Source organism: [Roseibacterium] beibuensis, from assembly GCF_039542305.1.
Lineage (GTDB): Bacteria > Pseudomonadota > Alphaproteobacteria > Rhodobacterales > Rhodobacteraceae > Roseibacterium > Roseibacterium beibuensis.
This window is the reverse complement of sequence record NZ_BAABHW010000004.1, coordinates 38,183-63,137: the sequence shown is the minus strand read 5'-3', so window position 1 is coordinate 63,137 and position 24,955 is coordinate 38,183. Positions and strand designations below refer to the sequence as shown.

The 24,955-nt window shown below is 66.4% G+C and carries 28 protein-coding genes and 1 riboswitch; of the genes, 21 read left to right on the top strand and 7 right to left on the bottom strand.

The features are described from left to right. The first annotated feature begins 67 nt into the window (after nucleotides 1–67). A complete protein-coding gene (locus tag ABD923_RS13410) occupies nucleotides 68–667 on the top strand; it encodes a nicotinate-nucleotide adenylyltransferase (protein ID WP_405048303.1) in 600 nt (199 codons plus the stop codon). A 4-nt stretch (nucleotides 668–671) separates the two neighbouring features. Here the strand turns inward: ABD923_RS13410 and ABD923_RS13405 are convergent, their stop codons facing one another. Beyond that, nucleotides 672–1,523, bottom strand: coding sequence for a DMT family transporter (locus tag ABD923_RS13405; RefSeq protein ID WP_259549776.1), 852 nt, complete (start codon nucleotides 1,521–1,523; stop codon nucleotides 672–674). Between the two features lie 156 nt (nucleotides 1,524–1,679). Between ABD923_RS13405 and dacB the strand changes: the two genes are divergently transcribed. Then, on the top strand, nucleotides 1,680–3,173 hold the full coding sequence (gene dacB, locus ABD923_RS13400) for a D-alanyl-D-alanine carboxypeptidase/D-alanyl-D-alanine endopeptidase (RefSeq protein WP_259549777.1): 1,494 nt from the start codon (nucleotides 1,680–1,682) through the stop codon (nucleotides 3,171–3,173). Between the two features lie 12 nt (nucleotides 3,174–3,185). Here dacB and ABD923_RS13395 read toward each other — a convergent pair whose 3' ends face one another. Then, entirely contained in the window at nucleotides 3,186–3,560 is a 375-nt protein-coding gene (locus ABD923_RS13395) for a hypothetical protein (protein WP_259549778.1), read from the bottom strand. 36 nt (nucleotides 3,561–3,596) lie between these two features. Next, nucleotides 3,597–3,798, bottom strand: a riboswitch (cobalamin riboswitch). Nucleotides 3,799–3,833: 35 nt separating this feature from the next. Further along, complete coding sequence (locus ABD923_RS13390; protein WP_259549779.1) at nucleotides 3,834–5,651, bottom strand: PHA/PHB synthase family protein; 1,818 nt, start codon at nucleotides 5,649–5,651, stop codon at nucleotides 3,834–3,836. Nucleotides 5,652–5,797: 146 nt separating this feature from the next. On the opposite strand from ABD923_RS13390, the gene ABD923_RS13385 reads away from it, so the two are divergent. Beyond that, a complete protein-coding gene (locus ABD923_RS13385) occupies nucleotides 5,798–7,060 on the top strand; it encodes a SulP family inorganic anion transporter (RefSeq protein WP_259549781.1) in 1,263 nt (420 codons plus the stop codon). Between the two features lie 25 nt (nucleotides 7,061–7,085). Here ABD923_RS13385 and ABD923_RS13380 read toward each other — a convergent pair whose 3' ends face one another. After that, on the bottom strand, nucleotides 7,086–7,505 hold the full coding sequence (locus ABD923_RS13380) for a tellurite resistance TerB family protein (RefSeq protein WP_222191636.1): 420 nt from the start codon (nucleotides 7,503–7,505) through the stop codon (nucleotides 7,086–7,088). A gap of 116 nt (nucleotides 7,506–7,621) precedes the next feature. Between ABD923_RS13380 and ABD923_RS13375 the strand changes: the two genes are divergently transcribed. From ABD923_RS13375 to ABD923_RS13350, 6 genes are all read left to right on the top strand, one after another. Continuing rightward, nucleotides 7,622–9,268: a lysine--tRNA ligase gene (locus ABD923_RS13375; protein WP_259549782.1), complete on the top strand. Its 1,647-nt coding sequence runs from the start codon at nucleotides 7,622–7,624 to the stop codon at nucleotides 9,266–9,268. 3 nt (nucleotides 9,269–9,271) lie between these two features. Continuing rightward, nucleotides 9,272–10,003, top strand: a complete 732-nt coding sequence (locus ABD923_RS13370) for a DUF4336 domain-containing protein (RefSeq protein ID WP_259549783.1) — start codon at nucleotides 9,272–9,274, stop codon at nucleotides 10,001–10,003. 66 nt (nucleotides 10,004–10,069) lie between these two features. After that, nucleotides 10,070–10,486: a DUF4864 domain-containing protein gene (locus tag ABD923_RS13365; protein ID WP_259549784.1), complete on the top strand. Its 417-nt coding sequence runs from the start codon at nucleotides 10,070–10,072 to the stop codon at nucleotides 10,484–10,486. Between the two features lie 184 nt (nucleotides 10,487–10,670). Continuing rightward, nucleotides 10,671–11,156: a GNAT family N-acetyltransferase gene (locus ABD923_RS13360; protein WP_259549785.1), complete on the top strand. Its 486-nt coding sequence runs from the start codon at nucleotides 10,671–10,673 to the stop codon at nucleotides 11,154–11,156. 544 nt (nucleotides 11,157–11,700) lie between these two features. Then, entirely contained in the window at nucleotides 11,701–13,992 is a 2,292-nt protein-coding gene (locus ABD923_RS13355; protein ID WP_259549786.1) for a right-handed parallel beta-helix repeat-containing protein, read from the top strand. Nucleotides 13,993–14,169: 177 nt separating this feature from the next. After that, nucleotides 14,170–14,646 (top strand): DUF427 domain-containing protein, encoded by a 477-nt coding sequence (locus tag ABD923_RS13350; protein WP_259549787.1) that lies wholly within the window; start codon nucleotides 14,170–14,172, stop codon nucleotides 14,644–14,646. A gap of 4 nt (nucleotides 14,647–14,650) precedes the next feature. Here ABD923_RS13350 and ABD923_RS13345 read toward each other — a convergent pair whose 3' ends face one another. Genes ABD923_RS13345 through ABD923_RS13335 form a run of 3 tightly spaced genes read right to left on the bottom strand, consistent with a single transcriptional unit; the run spans nucleotide 14,651 to nucleotide 16,480 of the window. Continuing rightward, nucleotides 14,651–15,169 carry a hypothetical protein gene (locus ABD923_RS13345; RefSeq protein WP_259549788.1) on the bottom strand — a complete coding sequence of 173 codons (519 nt, stop codon included), beginning with the start codon at nucleotides 15,167–15,169 and terminating at the stop codon, nucleotides 14,651–14,653. A 49-nt stretch (nucleotides 15,170–15,218) separates the two neighbouring features. Then, complete coding sequence (locus ABD923_RS13340; protein ID WP_259549790.1) at nucleotides 15,219–15,698, bottom strand: HugZ family pyridoxamine 5'-phosphate oxidase; 480 nt, start codon at nucleotides 15,696–15,698, stop codon at nucleotides 15,219–15,221. A gap of 53 nt (nucleotides 15,699–15,751) precedes the next feature. Next, nucleotides 15,752–16,480, bottom strand: coding sequence for a hypothetical protein (locus ABD923_RS13335; protein ID WP_259549791.1), 729 nt, complete (start codon nucleotides 16,478–16,480; stop codon nucleotides 15,752–15,754). A 161-nt stretch (nucleotides 16,481–16,641) separates the two neighbouring features. Here ABD923_RS13335 and ABD923_RS13330 point away from each other — a divergent pair, with 161 nt between their 5' ends. The 12 genes from ABD923_RS13330 (at nucleotide 16,642) to ABD923_RS13275 (ending at nucleotide 24,953) form a co-directional block, all read left to right on the top strand. Next, complete coding sequence (locus ABD923_RS13330; RefSeq protein WP_259549792.1) at nucleotides 16,642–17,490, top strand: DUF6206 family protein; 849 nt, start codon at nucleotides 16,642–16,644, stop codon at nucleotides 17,488–17,490. Further along, complete coding sequence (locus ABD923_RS13325; RefSeq protein WP_259549793.1) at nucleotides 17,483–17,977, top strand: tRNA (cytidine(34)-2'-O)-methyltransferase; 495 nt, start codon at nucleotides 17,483–17,485, stop codon at nucleotides 17,975–17,977. Before ABD923_RS13330 ends, ABD923_RS13325 begins: the two co-directional genes overlap by 8 nt. A 106-nt stretch (nucleotides 17,978–18,083) precedes the next feature. Further along, nucleotides 18,084–18,545: a hypothetical protein gene (locus ABD923_RS19155; RefSeq protein ID WP_405048304.1), complete on the top strand. Its 462-nt coding sequence runs from the start codon at nucleotides 18,084–18,086 to the stop codon at nucleotides 18,543–18,545. Between the two features lie 232 nt (nucleotides 18,546–18,777). Beyond that, nucleotides 18,778–19,032, top strand: a complete 255-nt coding sequence (locus ABD923_RS13315) for a pilus assembly protein (RefSeq protein ID WP_259549794.1) — start codon at nucleotides 18,778–18,780, stop codon at nucleotides 19,030–19,032. 128 nt (nucleotides 19,033–19,160) lie between these two features. Continuing rightward, the gene (locus ABD923_RS13310; protein WP_259549795.1) at nucleotides 19,161–19,487 is read left to right on the top strand and encodes an antibiotic biosynthesis monooxygenase family protein; all 327 of its coding nucleotides are present in this window, start codon (nucleotides 19,161–19,163) and stop codon (nucleotides 19,485–19,487) included. 9 nt (nucleotides 19,488–19,496) lie between these two features. Then, nucleotides 19,497–19,838 (top strand): DUF5665 domain-containing protein, encoded by a 342-nt coding sequence (locus tag ABD923_RS13305; protein WP_222191651.1) that lies wholly within the window; start codon nucleotides 19,497–19,499, stop codon nucleotides 19,836–19,838. Beyond that, complete coding sequence (locus ABD923_RS13300) at nucleotides 19,835–20,068, top strand: TFIIB-type zinc ribbon-containing protein (protein ID WP_259549796.1); 234 nt, start codon at nucleotides 19,835–19,837, stop codon at nucleotides 20,066–20,068. The genes ABD923_RS13305 and ABD923_RS13300 overlap by 4 nt, the downstream gene beginning before the upstream one ends. Nucleotides 20,069–20,288: 220 nt before the next feature. Continuing rightward, nucleotides 20,289–21,554, top strand: coding sequence for an imelysin family protein (locus ABD923_RS13295; protein WP_259549797.1), 1,266 nt, complete (start codon nucleotides 20,289–20,291; stop codon nucleotides 21,552–21,554). A gap of 63 nt (nucleotides 21,555–21,617) precedes the next feature. Beyond that, nucleotides 21,618–21,917 carry a (2Fe-2S)-binding protein gene (locus ABD923_RS13290; protein WP_222191654.1) on the top strand — a complete coding sequence of 100 codons (300 nt, stop codon included), beginning with the start codon at nucleotides 21,618–21,620 and terminating at the stop codon, nucleotides 21,915–21,917. Then, a complete protein-coding gene (bfr, locus tag ABD923_RS13285; RefSeq protein ID WP_259549800.1) occupies nucleotides 21,884–22,369 on the top strand; it encodes a bacterioferritin in 486 nt (161 codons plus the stop codon). The genes ABD923_RS13290 and bfr overlap by 34 nt, the downstream gene beginning before the upstream one ends. After that, nucleotides 22,329–23,933, top strand: a complete 1,605-nt coding sequence (locus ABD923_RS13280) for a di-heme oxidoreductase family protein (RefSeq protein WP_259549801.1) — start codon at nucleotides 22,329–22,331, stop codon at nucleotides 23,931–23,933. Before bfr ends, ABD923_RS13280 begins: the two co-directional genes overlap by 41 nt. Beyond that, nucleotides 23,934–24,953, top strand: a complete 1,020-nt coding sequence (locus ABD923_RS13275) for an imelysin family protein (protein ID WP_259549803.1) — start codon at nucleotides 23,934–23,936, stop codon at nucleotides 24,951–24,953. The last annotated feature ends 2 nt before the right edge of the window (nucleotides 24,954–24,955 follow it).

Sequence of the window (24,955 nt, the reverse complement as noted above, 5' to 3'; positions counted from 1 at the left end):
CCCGCCCGGGCAAGTCAACGTGTGCATAACCTTCCCCAAGCCGAGCAAACCCAGTAAGGGGCGGGCGATGTTGCGACATGTCATGCCATATGCCGCGCCCGGCCAGGTGATCGGGTTGTTCGGGGGGTCGTTCGATCCGCCCCACGCGGGCCATGCCCATGTCAGCCGCGAGGCGCTCAAGCGTTTCGGCCTCGACCGCGTCTGGTGGCTGGTCAGCCCCGGCAACCCGCTGAAAGTCTCCGGCCCCGCGCCGCTGGATCGTCGCCTTGCCGCCGCGCGCGCGCTCGTGCGGCACCCGCGCATCGAGGTGACGGGGATCGAGGCGCATCTGGGCACCCGCTACACCGCCGAGACGCTGGAACGCCTCGGCGCGCTTTATCCCGGCGTGCGCTTCGTCTGGCTGATGGGGGCCGACAACCTTGCGCAGTTCGACCGCTGGCAACACTGGCGCTGGATCATGGAGACCACGCCCGTGGGCGTCCTCGCCCGCCCTGGTCAGCGCATCTCGGCGCGCACCGCCAAGGCCGCGCAGGTCTACGATTGGGCACGCCTGCCCGCCAGCGCGGCGCCTCTTCTGGGCCGGGCAAAGACTCCAGCCTGGTGTTTCCTGAACCTGCCGATGGTCGATATCTCTTCGACCGAGATCCGCGCGCGCGGCGACTGGTAGGCCCTCAGTCCGCGCGCTCGCGCAATCCCAGCGAGGCCAGCCCCGAGACCAGCAGGATCACCAACCCGGCAAAGGCCAGCGCGTCGGGCCAGACCCCGAAGACCAGCCACCCCAGCGAGGTTGCGGCGATCAACTGCGTGTAGACGAAGGGCGCAAGCCGCGAGGCCGGCGCCATGCGCAACGCAAGGATCAGGCACAGGTTGCCCAGCATCGACCCCAGCGCCGAGGCCAGCGTCAGCCAGCCCACCCGCGCCGTGATCTCAGGCGTTTGCGGCAGGCCAAGCGGCGCCAGCACCAGCGCCCCGATCACCAGCTGGCTCATCAGCAGCGCGCGGGGCCGCGCCACCCCCGCCAGCCAACGCGAGGCGGTCAGGAACGCGCCATAGAAAATTCCCGCCAGCACCGCAAAACCCAGCCCCGGCGTCATGCCGAAGCCCGGTTTCACCACCAGGATGACCCCGAGGAACCCCAGGCAGACCAGCCCCAGCCGCGGCCAGGAAAAGCCTTCGCGCAGGAGCCACACGGACAGGAGCCATGACAGGATGGGCCCGACGAAGAACGCGCCGAAGACATTGGCGATCGGCTCGGTCTTCAGCGCCGTCAGGATCGACACGATGCCGCCCGCGATGAACAGCGCGCGCAGCCAGATGCGCCAGTCGAGGAAGATGCGCGGCGGCGTGATGTGCAGCACGAAGGGCGCCAGGATCACCGCACCCAGCGCGAATCGACTGAACGCCACCCAAAGCGGCGCCACGCCCTCGCCCCCGGTCAAAAGCTTGCCCGCCGTGTCCCCTGCCGGGATCAGCGCCATGGCCAATAGCATCAGGGGCAGCGCGCGCAGCGTGTCGGACCTCATGGCGCTTGCCTCTATCCTGTTGACGCGGCGTCGGAAACCCGCCTTTCTGCCGGCGATCACCTTTGCGTGGGGTCGCATCCCGGTCTCCGGGCAGGGGCTTGAGACGACCGCGCCGCTCTGGTTAACCTTTCGCGACATTACGGATTTTTTGACCAAATGGTTTCGAGACGCGCGTTTTTAAGCGGAGCAGCAGCCTCCGTCGGCGGAAGCCTTGCCGGCCCCGCATGGGCCAGCGCACCCGAGCGGTCGCTGCGACCGCTGGTCCGGCCCGATGGTTTCCTTGCGCGCACCATCCCCGATGCCGCCGACATCATCGCCCGCGCCGACCTGGGCGGGCGCGTCGGCTTTGCCGTGGCCGACGCGACGACCGGCGAGATGCTCGAGGTCGGCCACCCGCTCTACGGTCTTCCGCCCGCCTCCGTTGCCAAGGCCGTGACGACGGCCTACGCGCTCGACCGGCTCGGCCCCGGCTACCGGTTCCGCACGCGGCTGGTCTCGGACGGGGTGCTGGCCGATGGCCGCCTCGATGGCGACCTGTGGTTGATCGGCTCGGGCGATCCGCTCTTCGACACCGACGCGCTGGCGGGCATGGCGCGGTCGCTGGCCGATTTCGGCGTGCGCGAGGTGACGGGCCAGTTGCGCCTTGCCACCGATGCGCTGCCCACGATCTACCAGATCGACCCGGGCCAGCTTCCCCATGCGGGCTACAACCCGTCGATCTCGTCGATGAACCTCAATTTCAACCGCGTGCATTTCGAATGGACGCGCGAGAACGGCGATTACACCGTCACCATGCAGGCCCGTTCGGCCAGCTATTCCCCCGGCGTGCAGACCTCGCGCATGGTGATCGAGGATCGCGATTATCCCGTCTACACCTACGAGGATACCGAAGCCCGCGATGAATGGACCGTGGCGCGCGGCGCGCTTGGCAATGGCGGCGCGCGCTGGCTGCCCACCCGCCGTCCCGCCGCCTACATGGCCGAGGTGTTCCAGACCATCGCGCGCAGCTACGGCATCGTGCTCGACGGGCCGGCCTTTTCCGAAGGCGCGCCCACGGATGCCGCCGTGCTGGTCGAACATGTCTCCGAGCCGCTGGAGGATATCCTGCGTGGCATGATGCTGTGGTCCACCAACCTCACCGCCGAGGTCGTGGGCCTCCTGGCGACGCAGGCGGGCGGGGTGCGCCCCGCCACGCTGGCCGAAAGCGGGGCCGAGATGGCCGCCTGGATGGAAGAGCGTCTTGGCGCCCGCACCCCGCATTTCGTCGATCACTCGGGCCTTGGCGTTGACAGCCGCATCCGCCCGCAGGACATGACCCGCGCCTTGGTCAGCGCCGGGCCGAACGGGCTTCTGCGCAACCTGATGAAGGACATCCCGATGCGGGATGCCTCGGGCAACCCCGTGGCCGATCACCCGCTTTCGGTGGTCGCCAAGACCGGTACGCTCAACTTCGTCTCGACGCTGGCGGGCTATGTCCGCCTGCCCACGGGGCGCGACCTCGCCTTTGCGATCTTCTGCGCCGATCTCGACCGGCGCGCGGCCCTGACCGAGGCGCAGATGGAACGCCCGCCCGGCGGGCGCAGCTACAATGGCCGCGCCAAACGCCTGCAACAGGCCCTGATCGAGCGCTGGGGCGTGATCCACGCCTGAGCCATCGGGCCTTCAGGCGATCGACCGCGCCTCGACCAGGGCGAGGGGGCGTGCAGGCAGGCTTGCCGTGCTCAGGCCCACGCCGTCATCGCCATTGCCGAAAATCGCATCCGCCATCGCGTCGAGGGGCGCGAGTTCGGTGTCCATCTCGACGCCGCAGAACAGGCGCACGCGCCGGTGGTTCGCGACGAACTGCGCGCCGCAGGATTGCGGGCAACCATCCAGACGGCTGAACCCGGCCACTTCGAAATCCGGCTTGGTGAAGGGGCGGACCGTGGCCAGGCTCTGCGCCAGCCTCTTGACGAGGCAGGCCGCCTCGGGGCAGGGGCCGCCGATGCGCGGGCACATGGTCGCCTGGTAGGAATGGGTCTCGTCGGACCAGATCATCGCAAAACTCCTTCTCCGGGGCACCCCGCCCGGGCCTTGGGTGAATCGACGATGGCAGGTCTCCTGACTCGCGGATCATGGCTTGCCCGACCTTCCCGGGCCGTTTGGCCCAGTGGCATATTCGGGGTCGCATTCCGCCTACAGTTGCGGGGGCAGTCGCGGATTTGGGGCTTTGCCCGCACCGCGTTCCCTTTTCACCCCGTGCGGTGCACGGGGAACCATCGCCTCAATCGGTAGGCCCCCCGGCACCTGCCGGTCAAGCGCGGAATGGCGTCAGGTCTCGAACACGTAGTCGCCCGGCGCGTCGGCCAGCGGCGCGTAGCCCTCGGCGCCCAAGGCGGGCGGCGGACCCTCTCCGCCGGAGTGCTCGGCCAGCCACGCGGCCCAGGCGATCCACCAGCTTCCGGGGGTTGGCTCGTGTTGCTCCAGCCAGGTGTCGGGGTCCATGTAAAGCGCGCCGGGTTCGCGATGGCCCAGCCGGTAATGCTTGCGCGGGTGGCCCGGTTCGCTGACGATCCCGCCATTATGCCCGCCCTTCACAAGGCAGAAGCGGAAATCGCCATCGGTGAAAAGCTTGGCCTTGTAGACGGACCGCCACGGCGCGATGTGGTCGGTCTCGGTGCCGACGACGAACATCGGCGCCTTGATGTCCTTCAGCGCGATCACCCGCCCCTCGACGGCATAGCGCCCCGCCGTCAGCCGGTTTTCCAGGAACAGGCCGCGCAGGTATTCCGAATGCATCCGCGACGGCATCCGCGTGGTGTCGTTGTTCCACACGCCCAGATCCGACGGCATGTCGGGCCGCCCGAGGAAATAGCGCGCCACCGCGCGGGAATAGATCAGGTCCTCGGCCCGCATCGTGGCGAAGGTGCGCGTCATCTGCGGCCGGTCGAGATAGCCCTGGTCCCACATCAGGTCTTCGATAAAGGCCACCTGCGACTCGTCGGTGAAAAGCAGCAACTCGCCTGCTTCCGCGAAATCCGTCTGCGCCGCCATCAGCGTGATCGAGGCCAGCCGGTCGTCGCCATCCCGCGCCATGGTCGCCGCCGCGATCGCCAACAGCGTGCCGCCAAGGCAATAGCCATTGGCATGGACCTTGGTGTCGGGAACGATCGCGCTGACCGCGTCCAGTGCCGCCATCACGCCCATCCGCCGGTAGTCGTCGAGGGAAAGCTCCGCCATATCGGCCGTCGGGTTGCGCCACGAGATCATGAAGACGGTAAAGCCCTGCTCGACGAGGTAGCGCACCATCGAGTTATGGGCCGACAGGTCGAGGATGTAGTATTTCATGATCCACGCGGGCACGATCAGCACCGGCTCGGATTTCACCGTCTCGGTCTCGGGCGCGTACTGGATCAGTTCGCAGATCTCGTTGCGCATCACCACCTTGCCCGGCGTCGCGGCCAGGTCCTCGCCCACGCGGTAGCCCTCGGGCTGGTCGGGATGTTCCTGCGTCAGCGTGTGCATCAGGTCCTCGAAGTAATGCTCGGACCCTTCGACGATGTTGCGCCCGTTCTGTTTCAGCGTCTCTTCCATGATCTGCGGGTTCAGCCACGGGAAATTCGAGGGCGCGAACAGGTCCAGCGTCTGGCGCGCGATGAATTGCGCGCGGTCGGCATTGTCGGGGCGCAGGCCGCGGATATGGCCCGTCGCCATGTCCCACCAATCCTGCGTGGCGAGAAAACTTTGCTGCCACAGCGCGTAGGGCAGTTTCTCCCACGAGGGATGCATGAAGCGGTGGTCATAGGCCTTGGGCTTGAACGGGGCGGGCGGATGCCCGTCCTCGGTCAGGGTGCGCAGGGCATAGGCGCCCAGCTTGACCGCATTGTCGCGGGCGTGTTCGGCCAGCGCCAGTTGCCGCCCCGGCGCGCGGCTCAGGTGCACCGCCCAGTCGGTCCAGCTTTCCAAGAGCGCATAGGGCGACACGCCCCCGGTCATCCGCGCCAGGGCCGCGCGGGTGGCGCGATCCAGCGCTTCGTAGCTTTGCGGCGCGTCGGGTTTGGCGCGCTTGGGCTTTGCGGGAATGACGGCGGGCAGGTCCGCGGATTTCGGCGGCACCTTCACCGCGTTTGGCTTGGTCGTCTGGGGCATGGCGGCGATCCGGGGCAGGGGCGGGACACTCTCAGGTTGTACCGCCACTCTCGGTCACGCCTTGATGCACGTCAATCGCCGCGGCGCAGCATCTTGCACAGGCCAAGGCGCAGGCGTAGGTTCGCCCTGACCAGCGGACACCGGCCATGACGCCCAAGATCCTCACGACCCTCAAAAGCTACGACCGCCCGACCTTCCTGGCCGATCTCGGCGCAGGGGTGACCGTCGCCATGGTCGCCCTGCCGCTCAGCATGGCCATCGCCATCGCTTCGGGCGCGGGGCCCGCGCAGGGGCTGGTCACCGCCATCGTCGCGGGCTTCCTGATCTCGCTTCTGGGCGGCAGCCGGGTGCAGATCGGCGGTCCGACCGGGGCTTTCATCGTCGTCGTGGCCGATGTCATCGCCGAGCACGGCTATGACGGGCTGGTGCTGGCGACCTTCATGGCCGGGGCGATCCTGCTTCTGGCCGGGGCGCTTCGCGCCGGGCGGCTGATCCGGCTGGTGCCCGAGGCGGTGATCAACGGCTTCACCATCGGCATCGCCGTCATCATCGCCTCCAGCCAGATCAAGGACCTGTTCGGCCTGTCGCTGGCCGAGGTGCCCGCCGCCTTTCTCGAAAAACTGCCCGCGCTCTGGGCCGTGCGCGATACGCTCAGCCCCGCCACGCTCGCCATCGGGCTGGTCACCATGGCCGCCATCGTGATCCTGCGCCGGGCCTTTCCGCGCTTTCCGGGCCTGATCCTCGCCGTTGGTGCGACCTCGGCCATCGTGGCGCTGGCGGGCCTCCCGGTCGAGACCATCGCCGCGCGCTTCGGCGATCTGCCGCGCAGCCTGCCGATGCCGGGCCTGCCCGATCTGTCGCCCGCGCGGTTGGCCGAGCTTCTGCCCTCGGCGGTGATCATCGCCTTCCTCGCGGGGATCGAGTCGCTGCTCTCCGCCATGGTGGCCGACCGGATGATCGGCGGACAGCACCGCCCCAATGCCGAGCTTCTGGCCCAGGGCGCGGCCAATCTCGGCTCGGCGCTGTTCGGCGGCCTGCCCGCCACCGGCGCCATCGCCCGCACCGCCACCAACGTGCGCGCGGGCGGCAAGACGCCCGTCGCCGGGCTGGTCCATGCGCTGACGATCCTGCTGGTGATGCTGCTCGCCGCGCCCCTTGCCGGCTACCTCGCCATGCCCGCGCTGGCGGCGCTTCTGCTGCTGACCGCGTGGAACATGAGCGAACCGCATCGCTGGCGCGGATACCTCAAGGATCGGCGCTCGGATCAGATCCTGCTGGCGATGACCTTCCTTCTGACCGTGCTCGCCGATCTGACCGTCGCCATCGGCGTCGGCGTCGCCGTGGGCCTTGCCCTGCGCCTTGCCCGCCGCGACGTGCCCGAGGCCGAGTGGACCCCGCCCAAGCACTAGCGTCCGGGCGTTCCGCCCGCGCCGCTTACAGGGTCGTGTGACGTGCCCGCGATCCGCGCTCGATGGCGGCGGCGGCCAGCCGGTCGATATTCATCGCGTGGCGCATCTCTTCGAGGAAGCGCAGCTCGATCTGGTCCAGCCTCCCGTCGGCGGCGGCGACGTCACAGGCCAGCGCATAGGCCGTCTCGTGCAGCTTGTCGGGCAGCACGTCCGACACCATCCCGAACAGCGCGTCCAGCCCGTCCTCCTCTTCGAACAGTTCGAAGACGAAACTCGCCATTTCGCGCATCCGGTCGAGGTCGTATTGCCCGAACACCGGCAGGTTGTTCACGATGCCCTGGATCTTGACCAGTTCCGAGGTCTGGATCGCCTCGTCGGAAACCGAGACGGCCACCATGATCGCGACCAGCGCGTCCTCGGGCGACAGGGGGGTGCGGTCGGTCATCGGTCTCTCCTTGAATTCGGCTTTCGCGGTATTTATTGACGCTGCCTTGACCTCGCAATAGGTGCGGGGCCGCAGGGGCATGGACGCCCCCGACCTGATCATTGGGATGAAAGACGATGACCGATCTGCGTGACGCCGCGATGACCTCCAAGGCCTGGCCCTTCGAAGAGGCGCGCGCAGTGCTGAAACGCTATGAAAAACAGCCGCCTGAAAAGGGCTACGTGCTGTTCGAGACCGGTTATGGCCCCTCGGGTCTGCCGCATATCGGCACTTTCGGCGAGGTTCTGCGCACCACGATGATCCGCCGCGCCTTCGAGGTGATCTCGGACATTCCGACGCGGCTGATCTGTTTCTCGGACGACCTCGACGGGATGCGCAAGGTGCCCGGCAACGTCCCCAACCAGGACATGCTGCGCGAACACCTGCAAAAGCCGCTGACCAGCGTGCCCGACCCGTTTGGCGAGTTCGACAGTTTCGGCGATCACAACAACGCCATGCTGCGCCGCTTCCTCGATACCTTTGGCTTCGAGTACGAGTTCTATTCCGCGACCGAGTTCTACCGCACCGGCCAGTTCGACGAGGTGCTGAAACGCGCCGCCGAACGCTATGACGACATCATGAAGGTGATGCTGAAATCGCTGCGCGAGGAACGCCGCCAGACCTACTCGATCTTCCTGCCGATCCACCCCGAAACGGGCCGTGTCCTCTACGTCCCGATGAAAGAGGTGAACGCGACCGACCACACCATCACCTTCGATGACGAGGACGGGCGCGAATGGACCCTGCCGGTCACCGGCGGCAACGTGAAACTCCAGTGGAAGCCCGATTTCGGCGCCCGCTGGGCCGCGCTCGGCGTCGATTTCGAGATGTATGGCAAGGACCATTCCACCAACACGCCGATCTACGACTCGATCTGCGAAATCCTCGGCCATCCCGCGCCCGAGCATTTCACCTACGAACTGTTCCTCGACGAGACCGGGCAGAAGATCTCCAAATCCTCCGGCAACGGCATCTCCATCGATGAATGGCTGACCTACGCTTCGACCGAGAGCCTGAGTTATTTCATGTTCCTCAAGCCGAAAACGGCCAAGCGGCTCTATTTCGACGTGATCCCCAAGGCGGTGGACGAATACCATCAGCAGCTGCGCGCCTATGCCAAGCAGGACACCGCGCAGCGTCTGGCCAACCCCGTCTACCATATCCACGGTCACAACGTGCCCGAGTCGACGATGGTCGTGCCCTTCGCGATGCTTCTGAACCTCGTCTCCGTCTCCGGGGCCGAGGAAAAGGACAAGCTCTGGGGCTTCATCCGCCGCTACGCGCCCGATGCCTCGCCCGAGCATAACCCCGACCTCGACCAGGCCGCGGGCTTTGCCATTCGCTACTACAACGATTTCGTCAAACCGACGCGCTCCTTCCGCCTGCCCACCGAGCAGGAACGGGCCGCGATGGAGGAGCTTTCGGCCTGCCTCGGCGATGCGGACAAGGCGCTGGACGTCATCGCCCGCAAGAACGCGCAGGAAGGCAAGGACGTGGAACTTCCGGCCGTCGATTGGCATGACGACGAGTTCCTGCAATCCATCGTCTTCGCCATCGGCAAGACCCACGGCTTCGACCCGCTGCGCAGCTGGTTCTCGGCGCTTTACGAGGTGCTTCTGGGCGCGTCGCAGGGGCCGCGCTTCGGCGGTTTCATCGCGCTTTACGGCATCGACGAGACCAAGGCGCTGATCGCCGACGGTCTGGCGGGCAAACTGGCCGCCTGAGCCATGGCGGCGGAGGGCACATATCCGCCGCTCTTCACGCTCAAGCCCGTCGACGCGGAGATCTGGATCGTCGACGGCCCCGAGATCGACTTCTACCGGATGGACTTCCCCACGCGGATGACCGTTGTGCGGCTGTCCTCCGGCGATCTCTGGCTGCATTCGCCCATCGCCTTCAACGGTGACCTTCTGGCAGAGCTTCAGGCGCTCGGTCCCATCCGCCACCTGATCGCACCCAACTGGATTCACTACGCCCATTTCCAGGATTGGGCCGATGCGCTGCCCGCCGCCGAAACCTGGGTCGCCCCCGGCGTGCGCGAGCGTGCCAGGGATCGCAACGTCCGCCTGCGCGCCGATCACCTGCTGAGCAATGACGCCCCGCCCGCATGGTCCGGCGATCTTGACCAGATGATCGTCCCCGGCTCGCATATCCATCGCGAGGCGGTGTTCTTTCACAAGAATTCCCGGAGCCTGATCCTTACCGACCTGATCGAGAATTTCGAACCGTCTAAACTGCCCTGGCACATGCGCCTCTTCACCAAGGTTGCGGGCAACCAGGACCCCGACGGCGCCATGCCGCGCGACATGCGCATGGTCTTCGACAAGCCCAAGCTGCGCAGCGCCATCCGTCGCATGATCGCGTGGGCGCCACAGCGCATCCTGCTGGCCCATGGCCGCTGGTATCGCGAAAACGCCGTGGCCGAGTTGAAACGCGCCTTCCGCTTCCTCGATCCCTGATCGCGTGAAACCTTTCGCCGGCGCGCTACGTCTCTCCTGACAGGACAACCGACAGGAGACCTCGACATGCTGCGTGCCATCCTTGCCGCCCTTGCCCTCAGCCTCGCCGCGCTCACCGCGCAGGCGCAACAGGTGCTCGACCCCAACCCCGAGATCGAAGGCGTGATCGGCGGCCAGTTCGACGCCTTCCGCGCCGAGGATGTCGCCACCGCGTGGGACTTCGCCAGCCCCACGATCCAGCGCCTGTTCGGCACGCCCGAGAATTTCGCCCGGATGGTCGAACAGGGCTACCCGATGGTCTGGACCCCCGGCGAGGTGCGCTTCATCGACCTGCAATCGCTGGGCAGCATCCTCGTCCAGCGGGTCGAGGTGATCGACCAGTCGGGCCGCGCCCATTACCTCGGCTACCAGATGATCCAGACCGAGGAGGGCTGGCGCATCAACGGCGTCCAGATCCTCGAAGCCCCCAGCGTCGCCGCCTGAGCGGGCCGGAAAACTCGAGTTTTCCGACCCGTTTTCCTGCAGGAAAACGTCAAAAAAACCCGGGTTTTTCTGTCCCCCGGTCGCCGCGCGGCCGGCCAATTGCCCCGCACCGGTCAAACAGGCCCAAGCACCCGTCCACGCCCCGCCGCTGGCGATCCGGCATCCATCGCGGTAGCATCCGGCCATGCGAAGGTTCCGACATGCCCGCCCCGCCGACGCCGATCGGTGCTTCGAGATCGAATCGACCGCCTATGACGGCGACGCGGCGGCCAGCCATGAGAGGATTTCCAAACGCATCCGGGACTACCCCGAGGGCTTCCTGATCCTCGAGATCGACGGGCAGATCGCCGGGTTCATCAACAGCGGATGCGCGCATCGGGTCGAGATGGCCGACGACGCCTTCAAGGAGCTTGTGGGCCACGACTCCGACGCCCCGAATGTCGTCATCATGTCCGTCGTCCTTGATCCCGCCGAACAGGGCAAGGGCCTGTCGCGCGCCTTGATGGCAGAGTTCGTCGCCCGGATGCGGCAGAGGGGCAAGGCCACCATTCACCTCATATGCCGAGACCATCACGTTCCGCTCTACGAGAGGTTCGGCTACCGCTACGACAGACCGTCAGCCTCCGAACACGGCGGCATGGCTTGGCATGAAATGTCGATGACCCTGTGACCGGTGACCGGTGAGCGGGGTCGCCCCGGGCACGATTTGACTCACATCGCAGGGGACTTGCGCCTCACTGGCGTCGAGATCCGCGACGCCCATAGCATCGCCACCTCACGCCACCGGAAAACTCGAGTTTTCCGGGCCGTTTTCCTGCAGGAAAACGGAGCACGCCCGTGTTGCGCGCAGGGAATGCGGTGGGATGTGTCCCTGCGATTGCCCGGGCCATGTGAGTTTCCGTGCAAATCGACGACAGCGGGCGTTTTCGTCCCGGATCAGCATGATGCGCCTTGCCGATGCAGGTCTTGGCCGACCCACTGCGTCGCTCCGCGTCCTCCGCTTGCACTGCGCCGAAAAAATCTTCCCGCCCTTAACCCAATCTTAACCTCTTCGCCTTAGAACCGTTTCCAGCCCGGCGAAAACCGGCGTTTCTTCAGACATCGCTCAACAATCGAGGTGGCCAGTTTCGGGGCGCCTCGGTTCCCCTTTTGGCCCGATCCAAACGGCGCGCTTGTGGTCCTGTCCGGCCCTCGCGCGGGAAAAGGGGACTGACATGAATCAGGTAATCACCGACGGTCTGGTGCTGATGCCGCCCGCCTTCTCGGAGGGGCTGGGGGTCTGGTCGCGGGGCGACGGCACGCCCGGCTCCGACACATGGGCCACCGCGCCCAACGCGGCGCTGGTGCCCGCCGATCCCGATTTCGGCGATTGCCTCGAAATCCTGAAAACCGACAGCGTCACGCAGCTGCGCTACATGGGCCAGACGCCGATCCTGCCCGGCACCTACCTGCGCATCACCGCGCGGGTGAAGGTGCTGTCGGGCAACCTGCCCACGATGCGCGTGGCCGCCTGGGCCGGAGATGCCGCCGAGGCTGCCGTCACGGGTATCCCGCTGACCGGGTCCGAGCAGACCTTCACCGCCTATGGCGAGATCCTGACCGCCTCGGCCATCGTCGGCTCGGGCACGCGGGGCGGGGTGGACATGCCCTGGGGCGACGCGCCCGATTACGGGCATTTCGGCCTCGATTTCACCGGGCCGAACTCGGGCCAGATCCGTATCGAAAGCCTCAAGGTCGAGGACGTGACCTCGGTCTTCCATCGCAAGATGATGGACTGGGTCGATGTGCGCGATTTCGGCGCGCTGGGCGATGGCGTCACCGATGACCGCGCCGCGTTCTTCGCCGCCGATGCCGCCGCCGCCGGGCGCGAGGTCCTGGTGCCCGCGGGCGCGTTCCTGATCTCCGGCAACCTGACCATGCGCAACCCCGTGCGGTTCGAAGGCAAGCTGGTCATGCCCGATGGCGCACGGCTGGCGCTGAACCAGAATTTCGACCTCAACGGCTATGCCGAAGCTTTCGGCGACGACGTTCTGGGCCTGAAGAAAGGCTTGCAACAACTCTTCAACCAGTCCGATTTCGAAGCGTTCGACCTGTGCGGCCGCAGGGTTCTGCTCGACGCGCCGATCGACGTGCAGGGCGTGGTGGGCAACAAGAACACCTATGCCAACCGCCGCGTGATCCGGAACGGGCAGCTTTCGGCCGAGGATTCCAGCGCGTGGAATGACGAGGTGCATAGCCGCAGCGCCAACTGGGTGAATACCGACGCCACCACCCTGACGGGCGTGGCGAATGCCGGCGACATCCCGGTGGGCGCGCTGGTGCAGGGCCCGCAGGGCGTGGGCCGCGAAGTCTACGTGACGGGCGTGAACGCGGCGCAGGAAAAGGTCTATCTCTCCAGCCCGCTCTGGGGCGCGCCGGCGCAGCAGAGCTACACCTTCACCCGCTTCAAGTACCTGCTCGATTTCTCGGGGTTCCTGAACCTGCAACGCTTCGTCGTGTCGGATATCGAGTTCCTCTGCGCCGGGCGCTGTTCGGCCCTGATGCTGCCGCGTGATGGGCTTGTGTTCCAGGTGCAGGATTGCTTCTTCACCGGTCCCAAGGATCGCGGCATCACCTCCTGCGACGAGGGCTGCCAGGGCATGCAGATCGACCGCTGCCAGTTCCTGTCGAACGAGCAGACCGCCCGCGTGCAGGATCGCGTCTCGATCGCGTTCAACACCAACTCCTCGGACGTGAAGATCCGCGACAACCGCGCGGTCAAGTTCCTGCATTTCGCCGTGATGGGCGGGACGGGCAACATCGTCACCGGCAACCACTTCTTCCAGGGCGACAACGAGACGGATGGCGTGCGCTCTCCGGGCATCGTGATCACGGGCACGAACAGCAAGATGACGTTCACCGGCAATTACGTGGACAATTGCTATATCGAGTGGGGCAACGAGCATGACCCGAACCCCGACATGGTGGGCGAGTATTCCTTCCACGGGCTGACGGTGAACTCGAACATCTTCTTCGCCACCGGGGCTGCGCCCTGGATGAAATTCATCGTGATCAAGCCCTATGGCGCGGACCATTACATCAACGGGCTGTCGGTCTGCGACAACCTCTTCAAGAAGACCGGCGGCGCGGCGCTGGAGGCGGTCGAGGGGGTGGATGACAGCATCGCGCCGCTCGATACCGGCCGGGCCACGGACCTGCTGTTCACCGGCAACACGTTCCACGGCATCGTCAAGCGCACGGAAAACCCGGTGATCCGCCGCCATACCGAGGCCGCGCCGGCCTCTGTCTGGGAGATCGACCTGTCCGACGTGCTGCCCTTCGGGATGCAGGCCATGTCGGCGCTGTCGGTGCTGCCCGAGGGCGCGGTGCGCTCGGTCGCGAACGTGGCGATCTACACGATGCCCTACGCCACCACGCGCCACGGGGTCGGGCGGCAGACGATCCGCCTGAACTGGTCGCAGGATCTGAAAGGCACCGTCAACCTGACCGCCCGCTGCGACAGCTGAGGTCGCCCGCCCCGCTCCGGCGGGGGACCGGGCGCGCGCGAGGGGTGATCGCGGCCCGTGCCAAGGCCTGCCGATCCCCCTCGTGCCACCCCCATGCGCCAAGCCCGCGCATGGGGGTTTTCCTTTGCCCGCCCGCGGGCTAGCTGAGGCGCGTCGCCAAATGTCGGAGCCCGCCCCATGACCGCCTTGCCCGTCGAATGCGTGCAGGATTACCCCCGCCCCCCGGCGCTGGAGTCGGTGGCCGAACGCTTGCGCGTGATCGTGGGTGGCATTCCCATTGCAGATACCGAGGCCGGGTTCCGCGTCCTGGAAACGCATCACGCGCCGACCTACTACATTCCGCCCTCCGATTGTCTGATGTCCGCGCTGGTTCCGACCTCGCGCGAGACCTGTTGCGAGTGGAAGGGCCGGGCGGCCTATTTCGACATCGTCGTGAACGGCCGCCGGTTGCGCAATGCCGCGTGGTGTTATCCCGCGCCCACGGCGCGGTTCGCGGCGATCCGCGATTACCTGAGTTTCTACGCCGGGTCGGTGGACGAGGCCTGGGTCGGTGCGATGCGCGTCCGCCCGCAGCCGGGCGATTTCTACGGCGGATGGGTCACGCCCAACCTGACGGGGCAGATCAAGGGCGCGCCGGGCACGCGGCATTGGTAAGGCTTCAGGCCTGGCCGGCCAGTTCCATCAGTTTCGCCGCGCTGACATAGCGGGCCAGTTCGTCCCAATTGGCCGGGTCGAGCAGCCGCCACACCCCGTTCGACACGGTGTAGCCGTAGCGCGAGGTCGTGCCGTAGACGGTCAGGAATTCCAGATGGGCACCATCGCTGGTGATCTTAGCGCGTTTCTCGCGGGTCCAGAGGCTCGCGCCATTGTCGCGCAGGTCCCAGATGCCGGTGTCGCTAAGGCCGCCGGCGCTGACGGTATAGGTGCCGTCTTGGGCGAAGGCCCACTGATCGCCCGAGGCGTCCTCGGTCCAGCCGCCGACCGGGGTTTCGCCCGTGCCCGCCGTGCGCGTGAAGGTCAGGCTGCCCCATGTCATCACGGCACCGCCATTGGAAAAGGAAAGCGGTTCTTCGGGGTCGGCCACGTGATAGCCGCCATCCGGCGTGACCTCGTAGGTCTGGGGTTGCCCTTGGACAATCCAGATGCCGATCAGATCGGGGTCGATGGCCTGCGTCATGCAGTGATCATGGCACGGGTGCGCCCGTTTGCCCACGATCCTTTATCCTCTACGGCACAATGTCTGTCGGCGTCAGGACGTAGGCCTTGCCGAACCCGCCGTTCAGCAGCGCCTTGCGCGGCGCGAAGCGCACGAGGTGGAAATCCCCGAAATCGTAGTAGAGCGTCGCCTTGGGGTAGAGCGACAGGTAGTGGTCGCGATGGGCGGTTTTGTCGGCATCCTCGGCCCTGGCCTGAAGGGTCAGGCGCGGGTGGGTGAGCGGATCGCCCTTTGCGCCCGGTTCCCCGATCAGAAGCGAGCAGGCCGGGTTGGCCTTCAGCGCGCCGGAATGGCTGGACAGCGTCGAGATCAGCGTCATCGGCACGCCGTCCGGTCCGGGCACCAGCGCCACGCGCGTGACCGACGGGGCGCCCGTCTCGGGGTCGATCACGCCAAGCGCGGCAAAGCGGACCTGCGCGATCAGGGTGCGGGCGATGCCGCGGGCCTCGTCATCGGTGGGGCGGACGGGGTCGATCTTTTTCTCCGGCATGGCGAGAGGCTAGCAACGGGGTGCGGCGGCCGAAAGGCGAAACCGCCCAAGCGTCAGAATTGCTGCCAGAGCGACAGCGACAGGCCGACGGCCTCGGACCCTTCCAGCCCCGCGACCGCGCCCAGTTGCACCGCCGTCCGGTCCGAGAAGGAATAGATCACTGAAGGGCGCGCGGTGACGGTCAACTCGGCATCCGGCCACTCCTCGGCCTTCAGGGCGAAGGCGACGCGGACCCGCGCGCCCATGTGCAGGCCGAGCGTGCCCTCGGTCTGCCAGATGACATCGCCTGTTTCGGGATCGGTCAGCGTTACCGCCTCAAGCGTCATCCAGCCGCCGTCATGGCCGAGCGGCAACCAGTCGACCCCCGCCGACCATTCCCCGAAGCCATAGCCGACCGAAGCCCCCAGCCGCGCCAGCCCGATCGTGTCGGCCCCGTCCTGCCAGCGCCCGCCAAGCCCCGCATCCACGGCGAGTTGCAGGCGGGCGTCGGGCGCGGTGAAGGTGTAGCGCAGGTAGCCCACGGCCATCTGGCTGACCTCGCCATAGCCGATGTCGAGCCCCGCGGTCAGGCCATGCCCCAACCCGTATTCGGCGTAGAGCGAGGCGAAGCGATCCGGCTCGACCTGCCCCAGCATGAGGTTCGTCTGCGTCTCTTCGCCCGAAAGCGAGAAGGACAGGAAGACCGTGCCGTCTTCGCGCGACCAGGGCCCCGCCGCGAGGGGCAGGGGGCTGGCCAGGGCGAGGCATGTGGCCCCGGCAATCGTGGCGGCGCGGCAACGCATGGGGATAGAATGGCGCGCTCAACGTTAACAAAGCCCTAACGGCGTTGCGCTTCTGTTCTCCTGGCGGCACGGTGTTGCGGTGCCTAGTCCGGCATGGGGGAAATGCGCGCGCCCGCTGAACGCGACATTAGTGACCGTTACGCGGGCCGAGTGAACAGTCGATGACAGAACTTGTGGGACAGGTGCGCGCCGCGCTGGCGGCGCGAAAGGCGGAACCGGCCAGCCGGCTGGGCTATTTCTGCGCGCCGTTCCGACCGGCCGAGGGGCCGCTGACGGACAAGGTCATCAAGGCCTATCGCGGCGGGCGTGACCCGGAACTGCTGGAACTGCTGGCGCGGCGGCACGAGGCCTATCTCGACTGCCTGACCCTTGCCGGGGTCCGTGTCCCCGAGACGCGGTTCCTGTTGCTTGACGAACATGGGTTCCTGCGTCCGGTCATCGTGCAGGACGCGGTGGACACCGCCTCGGGGGGCGCGCTGCTGAGTGACGTTCTGCCCCGCGTCGATGCGGCGACCGCGCGGATGGCCTTGGACGAGGTGAGCGCGATGGTGGCGGGCTTCTGGCGCAAGGTCGCGCAGCGCCCCGAGCGGATCGGGCTGCATGCCCCGGTGCGGGATTTCGCGCTGGACGATGACGGGCCGCTGTTTCTCGGTACTTTTCCGCCGCTCATCAGCTACAGCCGCGAGGATATGGGGCGCTTGCTGTTGCGCTTTTCGGAATCGGGCCTGATCCGGGGGATCGGGGCGATCCTGCCGGGCCGCGTGCGCGAGATCCAGGATGCGTGGTATACGCCCTCGGGCAGCCTGCAGACCCTGATCGAGGGGGCGATCCGCCTCCGCCCCGCCGAAGAGGCGCAAGGCCTGCGGGAGTGGGGCGCCGCGGTTGCAGCCGCCCGCCTGCCCGACGCCGAGCGCGACCGGTTGGTCGCGGCCCTGCTGCGGACAAGGCCCGCGATCCGCCCGTCCCGGCGTGGCCTGAAGCTGGGGTCGAACCCGCGCCCCAATGCCTGACCCCGATGCGCGCGCGCCCCGCGCCGAGATGAAGATCGTCCTCGTCACGCCCGAGATCCCCGGCAATACCGGCACGATCGGGCGCACCTGCGTGGCGCTGGACCTCGAACTGATCCTGATCCGGCCCTATGGCTTCGACCTCACCGAGAAATCCGTGCGCCGCGCCGGGCTCGACTACTGGAAACATGTGCGGCTGACCGAGTACGACGATTGGGGCGCGTTCGTGCAGGATCGCGCGCCGCGCCGCGACCAGATCTTCCTGTTCGAGGATGATGGCGCGGCGGGCACGGTCTATGACCCGGTCTATCCGCCCGATGCCTACCTCGTTTTCGGGCGCGAGACGAAGGGCCTGCAACCCGAGATCGTCGGGGCCTACCCCGACCGGATCTTTCGCCTGCCGATGCGCTCGCCGCATATCCGGTCGCTGAACCTCGCCAATGCGGCGACGGCTGTGGCCTACCAGGCGATGCGCGCCTATTTGGCATGAATTCAACGATAATTGGCCCGATTGCTGCGCGGCGCCTGCCTTCTTTTGGACATTTCCGTTGCGTCAACTTGATGCAGGAATTCTCTGCGAGAACAGGATTATGGACATGGACTTCAAAACCTTCGTGGCGTCGGAGAATGGCGCTGTCACCGTTGACTGGGTCGTGCTGACGGCCGCGATCGTTGGCCTCGGACTGGCCACCATGGCCGTCGTCTCGGGCGGCGTCGAAGACCTTTCGGGAGATATCGACACCCAACTGGTCAGTATGGATATCGGCTCGATGTATGACTGGACGGACGGTGGCGTGTTCGGCCTTCTGCATTTCGACACGGAGCAGGAGGCGGCGGACCATGTCGAGGATGTCCTTGCCAATCTCTACGGCGGAAACCATCAGGACTATTACGAGGCAGCGTATCATTTCGCGACACTCGAAGGGAACGGCAACGCGCAATATGAAACCGACGTTCTGGCTGCCGTCATGGCGCAGGCCGAGGCCGATGGCGTGACCCTCGATACCGAGGGCGACATGACGTTCGAAGAAATCTACGCCATGAACGCCGAGAGCTGATCCCACCCTGGACACAGGACCCGATGGCCCCCCTTGGCGGGGCCATCATGCTGTCTGTACCGATAGGCCGGTAGCGCAGGGCATAGGCCCGCACAAAATCGACGCGCGGCCTGCCAATTACCACAAACAAAGCCACAACCGGACGCCGAGTTGCCATTTTCGGGCGTCAATCAGATTGCGTCCGCATCTGCGAGTCGCGCGGGCATGACGTTGCTTTGAAAGGATAGTCGCATTGAACCAGTTCAACACCTTTATCACCGATGACACGGGCGCCGTGACCGTCGAATGGGTCGTCGTGACCGCCGCGGTGGTCGGGCTTGCTCTTGCAACGATGGCGGTGGTTTCGGGCGGGGTCGAGGATCTCAGCCAGGACACCAGCGGCGCGATGTCTGACTATGAAATCGACGCCGATTTCGACGGGGCCGGTGAGGCGAACGCGGAAGACGAGGCCGACGAGCCGACGGATGCTGTAAACGCCCAATTCTGATCCCACGGCCGGTGCGTTCGCCCGGCCCCTCTGCTCTTGCAGGGGCCAGCCCGGCGACTGATTTTGCGCAAGCCGCTAGGCGCAGGCGCACGGGCTTGCTAGGCTTGGTGCATCAGGAGGATGTGCCATTGCCTAACATCAAGAAAGGGGCCGAGCTTCAGACCGTCATCACGACGTTCGAGACCTCGCCCGGGTCCTGCACCGACCTCGTCGAGGATCTGCAGGCCGCCTATGATCAGTTCATTTCGCAGCAACCGGGCTTCATCGCCGCAGCCCTGCATGTCAACGACGCGCAGACGCGGGTGGTGAACTACTCGCAATGGGCCCGGCGCGAGGATTTCCAGGCCATGCTGCGCAGCGACGAGATGCGGGCGCGCAACCGCCGCATCAACGAGCTGTGCCGCAGTTTCGAGCCGGTGATGATCGAGGTGGTCGATACCTTTGACGCGGGGTGACGGGGTTTCATGACGGATGATACAGCCGCGCCTGCGCGGAACGGCGAGCGACGTGATGACGAGCCCGGCGACCTGGCGGGCGAGGTGCGGGCCCTGCGCGAGGAAATGACGCTGCTGCGGGAACACCAGATGTTCCGCATCTACCAGTCGGTGCCCAAGGTGCTCTTCTTCCGCTTCGCCATCGGCATGGCGGCGGGTCTTGGCACGGTGATCGGCGCATCGGTTTTGCTGTCCGCAATCATCTGGGCGCTCAGCCAGATCGAGTTTGTCCCCATCGTCGGAGATTGGGCGGTGCAGATCGCCGACGAGATCGAGGGCCTTACCGAAGGCATGTCGGAGGATCAGGAATGAAATGTCCGGTGGATGGAACGCCCATGCTCATGTCCGAGCGGCAGGGGGTCGAGATCGACTATTGCCCGCATTGCCGCGGCGTCTGGCTGGATCGGGGCGAGTTGGACAAGATCATCGAGCGCTCCGCTCCCGGTCCGGCAGAAGCCCGGCACGCGACCGAGGCGCCGAGAGACAAGCCGCGCGACCAGGATCGGCCCTGGTCCTTCCTCGACGATATTTTCGATTTCTGAGCCGCGTCGATCCTGCGCATCAGGAATTCCCGATTTTTTTGATCGGGCATTGAAAATTCCGAGTTAATCAGTCAGAAATTGGAGCTGAAGGTCGCGTTCGGCGCCCTTCACCCGATTCTTGTGCCGGTCGTGCAATGCCGGCGCTCCCACTGCGCCAGCCAGCCCGGCCCGGGCCCGCCAAGCGATTGACTGAATGACGGAACCCGAAGGATCACGCGCAATGACCCGAGCCTTTACCCTGACCACCGCCCTTGCCGGCACGCTTGCCCTGACGCTGCCCTTGCAGGCGCAGACTGCCGCCGAGGTGCTGGACACCTATGCCGATATCGCCGCGGCGAACTATGCCGACAGTCTTGCGACGGCACAGGTGCTGGATGCCGCCATCGAGGCGCTGATCGCCGATCCGTCCGAGACGACGCTGGCCGCGGCGCGTTCGGCATGGCTGGCCGCCCGCGTGCCCTACCAGCAGACCGAGGTTTTTCGCTTCGGCAACGCAATCGTCGATGACTGGGAAGGCCGCGTGAATGCATGGCCGCTGGACGAGGGCCTGATCGACTATACCGAGGCCTATGCCGGCCCGAGCGACGAGAACCAGCTGGCCGCCCTGAACGTCGTGGCCAACCCGACCTTCACCCTGTCGGGGCAAGAGATCGACGCGACCGAGATCACGCCCGCCCTGCTGCAAGAGACGCTGCACGAGGCCGATGGCGTCGAGGCCAATGTCGCGACCGGGTACCACGCGATCGAGTTCCTGCTTTGGGGATCGGACCTGAACGGCACCGAGCCGGGCGCAGGCAGCCGCCCCTGGACCGATTACGCCCAGGGCGAGGATTGCACCAACGGCAACTGTGACCGTCGGGCGGATTACCTTGCCGCCGCGAGCGATCTGCTGGTCGCGGACCTTGAATATATGGCCGCGCAATGGGCCGAAGGGGGCGAGGCGCGTGCGGCCCTGATGGCGGATGAGAGTGCGGGCCTTGTCGCGATGCTGACCGGGATGGGGAGCCTGTCCTACGGCGAGACAGCCGGTGAGCGGATGCGCCTCGGCCTGATGCTGAACGACCCCGAGGAGGAGCATTCCTGCTTCGCCGACAACACCCATAACGACCACTACTACAACGGCGTCGGCATCCAGAACGTCTATCTCGGCCAGTATGTCGGCGTGGATGGCACGGTCGTCAGCGGCCCGTCGCTGGCCGACCTGGTGGCTGCCGAGGATGAAACCCTCGACGCAGAGATGCGCCTGCGCCTTGCCGAGGCCGTGCGCGCCCTTGGTGCGATCAAGACGGCGGCCGAAGCGGGCTTTGCCTATGACCAGATGCTGGCCCGCGGCAGCGAGGGCGGCGAGGCGCTGATCATGGGCGGGGTCAACGGCCTGATCGCCCAGACCCAGACCATCGAACGCGTCGTGACCGCGCTTGGCCTGGATGGCATCGATGTCGAAGGCTCCGACAGCCTCGATAACCCGAACGCCGTTTTCCAGTAACGGCAAGCGGGGCGCGCCGGTGGACGGCGCGTCCAATCCACACACCTGCTTGGAGCACCGGCCATGATCGTTTGCCACTGCACCAACATCACCGACCACGAGATCCATGCTGCCATCGACTGGATGCGCGCCTCTGACCCGGCGACAATCATCACGCCGGGGAAGGTGTATCACGCGCTTGGCAAGTCGCCGGATTGCGGGGGGTGCATGTCCCTCTTCCTCGACACGATGCGCAAAAACGATAACCTGAGCGTCCCGGCCGAACTACGCGGTTTGCGCCGTTCTAATGCCGGATCGAACCAACCCACCGCTACAAAGGAAGAGATCCCATGCAAGGCGACAGCAAGGTCATCGACTATCTGAACCGCGCCCTCCGCAGCGAGCTGACGGCGATCAGCCAGTACTGGCTGCACTACAAGCTGCAGGAGGATTGGGGCCTCGGCCACATGGCGAAGAAAAGCCGCGAAGAGTCGATCGAAGAGATGAACCACGCCGACAAGATCATGGAGCGGATAATCTTCCTTGAAGGCCACCCGAACCTGCAAAAGCTCGACGCCCTGCGCATCGGGCAGACGCCGAAGGAAACGCTGGAATGCGACCTTGCCGCCGAACACGAGGCCCGCGCGCTCTACAAGGAAGCCCGCGAATATTGCGCCTCGGTGGGCGACTGGGTCTCCAAGCAACTGTTCGAGGAATTGCTGGCCGATGAAGAGGGCCATATCGACTTCCTCGAAACGCAGATCGACCTGCATGACAAGATCGGTGCCGAGAATTATGCCCATCTCAACGCGTGGCGCATGGACGAAGCCGAGTAACGCCTTGCTGCTGGCCGTGCTGGGCGCGGCCGGCCTTTTCCCGACAAACCTGCCCGCAGATCAGGGGGGCGCCCGCGACGGGGCGGCGCCATGGTTGGCACTGGGCGATCCGCATCTCGACGTGATCCCACGGACCGACGCCGAGGCCGCGCGCATTGCCGCCGTCACCGCATGGCCCGAGGATTTCAGCGCCGCGTGGCCCTTCGAGGCGAATGCAGGCGGGGCAGGGACGGTCGCCGCGCGCGGCGGACCGGACGATTTCTCACAACCGGCGGCGAACCTGACGGAAGGGCAGGGGCTGGATTTCCACTCGGGCGATGCGCTGTTCGGGCGGCTTTGGGTCTCGCCTCCGGCCTCGACCATCGCGTCGGACGGGTTGGGACCGCTATATAACGCCCGGTCGTGCCAGCGCTGCCACCCGAATGACGGGCGCGGGCACCCGCCCGAGGGGGCGGGTGACAGCGCCGTGTCGATGGTGCTGGAGGTGGCCGTTCCGACCGGCGCAGCGGCGCTTGCCGAGTTGGACCGCTATATCGCGGGCACGCATCCGACCGCGCCGGACCCGACCTATGGCCGCCAGTTGCAGGAGTTCAGCCTTGTCGGGCACCCGGCGGAATACCGGCTGGAGGTCAGCTACGAAGAGATCGAGCTGCCCCTGTCGGGCGGGGAGAGCGCCACGCTGCGCCGCCCGACCTACAGCGCCGCCGACCTTGGCTATGGCCCGCTGCATCCTGACGCGGTGCTCAGCCCGCGCATCGCGCCGCAGATGATCGGCCTTGGCCTGTTGGAGGCAATCCCCGCGCAGGACATCCTGGCCTGGGCCGACCCCGAGGACGGTGACGGCGACGGCATCTCGGGCCGCGCGCAGGTCGTCTGGTCGGCGGAATTCGACCAGCCGATGCTGGGCCGCTTTGGCCACAAGGCCGGGATCGCGACGATCCGTGAACAGGTCTCGGACGCCTTCGCCCATGATATCGGGATTTCCAGCCCGCTGTTCCCGGCGGGTTACGGCGATTGCACCGCGCGTCAGGACAGCTGCATCGGCGCGGTTCATGGCGGCGATGCCGCGCAATCGGGCTTCGAGATCGACGCGGTGGGGATCGACCTCGTGACCTTCTATTCCCGGTCCCTGGCCGTGCCGTCCCGGCGCGACGTGGATGACCCCGGGGTGCTGCGCGGGCGCGAAATCTTCTATCAGATTGGCTGCGCCTCTTGCCATCGGCCCTCTTACGTCACGCACCGGCTGGCGGGCCAGAACCCGGCCAGTTTCCAACTGATCTGGCCCTATTCCGACCTGTTGCTGCATGACATGGGCGAGGGGCTGGCCGATAACCGCCCCGAGGGCCGCGCAAACGGCCGGGAATGGCGCACCGCGCCGCTTTGGGGAATTGGCCTGACGGAAACGGTCTCGGGCCACACGAATTTTTTGCATGACGGGCGGGCGCGGTCCCTGCTCGAGGCGGTGCTCTGGCATGGCGGAGAGGCCGAGGCCGCCCGCGACGCCGTCATCGACATGCCGCCCCAAGACCGCGCCGCCCTGATCGAGTTTCTGGAGAGCCTGTGAATGCGACAGCTTCTTTTCGCCCTTGCCCTGATCCTGCCCCTGCCCCTGCCACTGTCGGCGCAGACCGCGCCCGAACTGGTCGAGGACGTGCTGAGCCAGCACGTCCTGCCGGGCTATGCCGCATTGGTCGAAGAGACGGGCGAGCTTGCCACGGTGGCCGAGGCCCATTGCGCGCCGGGTGACGCGGCCTTGCGCACGGCCTATGGCGAGGCCTTCGACGCCTGGATACGCGTCAGCCACCTGACCTTCGGTCCCGCCGAGGAAGAGAACCGCCTGTTCGCACTGGCCTTCTGGCCCGATAGCCGGGGCGTGACGCCGCGCAGCCTGTCCGCCCTGATCGAGGACGCCGACCCGGTGATCGAAACGGCGGACGGCTTCGCCACCGTCTCGATCGCCGCGCGCGGGTTCTTCGCGTTGGAGTTCCTGCTGTATGACGAGGCGATCTCGACCATGGGTGACGACGCCTATCGTTGCGCGCTGGTGCAGGCGATCACGCACGATATCGCGGCGACCGCCGGGGCGATCCGCGACGATTGGGAGACGCGCTTTGCCGGGCTGATGCGCGAGGCGGGCGCAAATGACCGCTTCCAAAGCCCGGAAGAGGCGCTGCGCCTGTTCTTTTCCTCGCTGAACCAAGGGTTGGATTTCACCGCCGATCTGCGTCTTGGCCGCCCCTTGGGCAGCTACGACACCCCGCGTCCGGAACGGGCCGAGGCGCGCCGCTCGGGCCGGTCGCTGCGCCATGTCGCGCTGTCGGTCGAAAGCCTTGGGCAGTTGGCGCATCTGTTGGCGCAGCGCGACAGCGGGTTGCAAGCCGATCTGGCCCAAGCGGTCGAGATCGCGCTGGAGCGGGCGGCGCGGATGGATGACCCGGTCTTTGCCGGGGTGGGTGAGCCGCAAGGGCGTATCCGGGTCGAGGCCTTGCAACAGCGCGTGCGCGAGTTCCGTGATCTTGTGCAAGAGCGACTTGGGCCGGAGCTTGGCGTGGCGGCCGGGTTCAACTCGCTGGACGGGGATTGAGA

Coding starts and splice junctions, on each gene's coding strand:
- ABD923_RS13290 (WP_222191654.1), top strand. CDS start 21,618: ATGATCGTTTGCCACTGCACCAACATCACCGACCACGAGATCCATGCT.
- ABD923_RS13295 (WP_259549797.1), top strand. CDS start 20,289: ATGACCCGAGCCTTTACCCTGACCACCGCCCTTGCCGGCACGCTTGCC.
- ABD923_RS13360 (WP_259549785.1), top strand. CDS start 10,671: ATGCGAAGGTTCCGACATGCCCGCCCCGCCGACGCCGATCGGTGCTTC.
- ABD923_RS13325 (WP_259549793.1), top strand. CDS start 17,483: ATGCCTGACCCCGATGCGCGCGCGCCCCGCGCCGAGATGAAGATCGTC.
- ABD923_RS13365 (WP_259549784.1), top strand. CDS start 10,070: ATGCTGCGTGCCATCCTTGCCGCCCTTGCCCTCAGCCTCGCCGCGCTC.
- ABD923_RS13355 (WP_259549786.1), top strand. CDS start 11,701: ATGAATCAGGTAATCACCGACGGTCTGGTGCTGATGCCGCCCGCCTTC.
- ABD923_RS13345 (WP_259549788.1), bottom strand. CDS start 15,169: ATGACGCAGGCCATCGACCCCGATCTGATCGGCATCTGGATTGTCCAA.
- ABD923_RS13330 (WP_259549792.1), top strand. CDS start 16,642: ATGACAGAACTTGTGGGACAGGTGCGCGCCGCGCTGGCGGCGCGAAAG.
- ABD923_RS13380 (WP_222191636.1), bottom strand. CDS start 7,505: ATGACCGACCGCACCCCCCTGTCGCCCGAGGACGCGCTGGTCGCGATC.
- ABD923_RS13390 (WP_259549779.1), bottom strand. CDS start 5,651: ATGCCCCAGACGACCAAGCCAAACGCGGTGAAGGTGCCGCCGAAATCC.
- ABD923_RS13335 (WP_259549791.1), bottom strand. CDS start 16,480: ATGCGTTGCCGCGCCGCCACGATTGCCGGGGCCACATGCCTCGCCCTG.
- ABD923_RS13300 (WP_259549796.1), top strand. CDS start 19,835: ATGAAATGTCCGGTGGATGGAACGCCCATGCTCATGTCCGAGCGGCAG.
- ABD923_RS13305 (WP_222191651.1), top strand. CDS start 19,497: ATGACGGATGATACAGCCGCGCCTGCGCGGAACGGCGAGCGACGTGAT.
- dacB (WP_259549777.1), top strand. CDS start 1,680: ATGGTTTCGAGACGCGCGTTTTTAAGCGGAGCAGCAGCCTCCGTCGGC.
- ABD923_RS13395 (WP_259549778.1), bottom strand. CDS start 3,560: ATGATCTGGTCCGACGAGACCCATTCCTACCAGGCGACCATGTGCCCG.
- ABD923_RS13340 (WP_259549790.1), bottom strand. CDS start 15,698: ATGCCGGAGAAAAAGATCGACCCCGTCCGCCCCACCGATGACGAGGCC.
- ABD923_RS13375 (WP_259549782.1), top strand. CDS start 7,622: ATGACCGATCTGCGTGACGCCGCGATGACCTCCAAGGCCTGGCCCTTC.
- ABD923_RS13385 (WP_259549781.1), top strand. CDS start 5,798: ATGACGCCCAAGATCCTCACGACCCTCAAAAGCTACGACCGCCCGACC.
- ABD923_RS13370 (WP_259549783.1), top strand. CDS start 9,272: ATGGCGGCGGAGGGCACATATCCGCCGCTCTTCACGCTCAAGCCCGTC.
- ABD923_RS13350 (WP_259549787.1), top strand. CDS start 14,170: ATGACCGCCTTGCCCGTCGAATGCGTGCAGGATTACCCCCGCCCCCCG.
- ABD923_RS13405 (WP_259549776.1), bottom strand. CDS start 1,523: ATGAGGTCCGACACGCTGCGCGCGCTGCCCCTGATGCTATTGGCCATG.
- ABD923_RS19155 (WP_405048304.1), top strand. CDS start 18,084: ATGGACTTCAAAACCTTCGTGGCGTCGGAGAATGGCGCTGTCACCGTT.
- bfr (WP_259549800.1), top strand. CDS start 21,884: ATGCAAGGCGACAGCAAGGTCATCGACTATCTGAACCGCGCCCTCCGC.
- ABD923_RS13410 (WP_405048303.1), top strand. CDS start 68: ATGTTGCGACATGTCATGCCATATGCCGCGCCCGGCCAGGTGATCGGG.
- ABD923_RS13280 (WP_259549801.1), top strand. CDS start 22,329: ATGCCCATCTCAACGCGTGGCGCATGGACGAAGCCGAGTAACGCCTTG.
- ABD923_RS13275 (WP_259549803.1), top strand. CDS start 23,934: ATGCGACAGCTTCTTTTCGCCCTTGCCCTGATCCTGCCCCTGCCCCTG.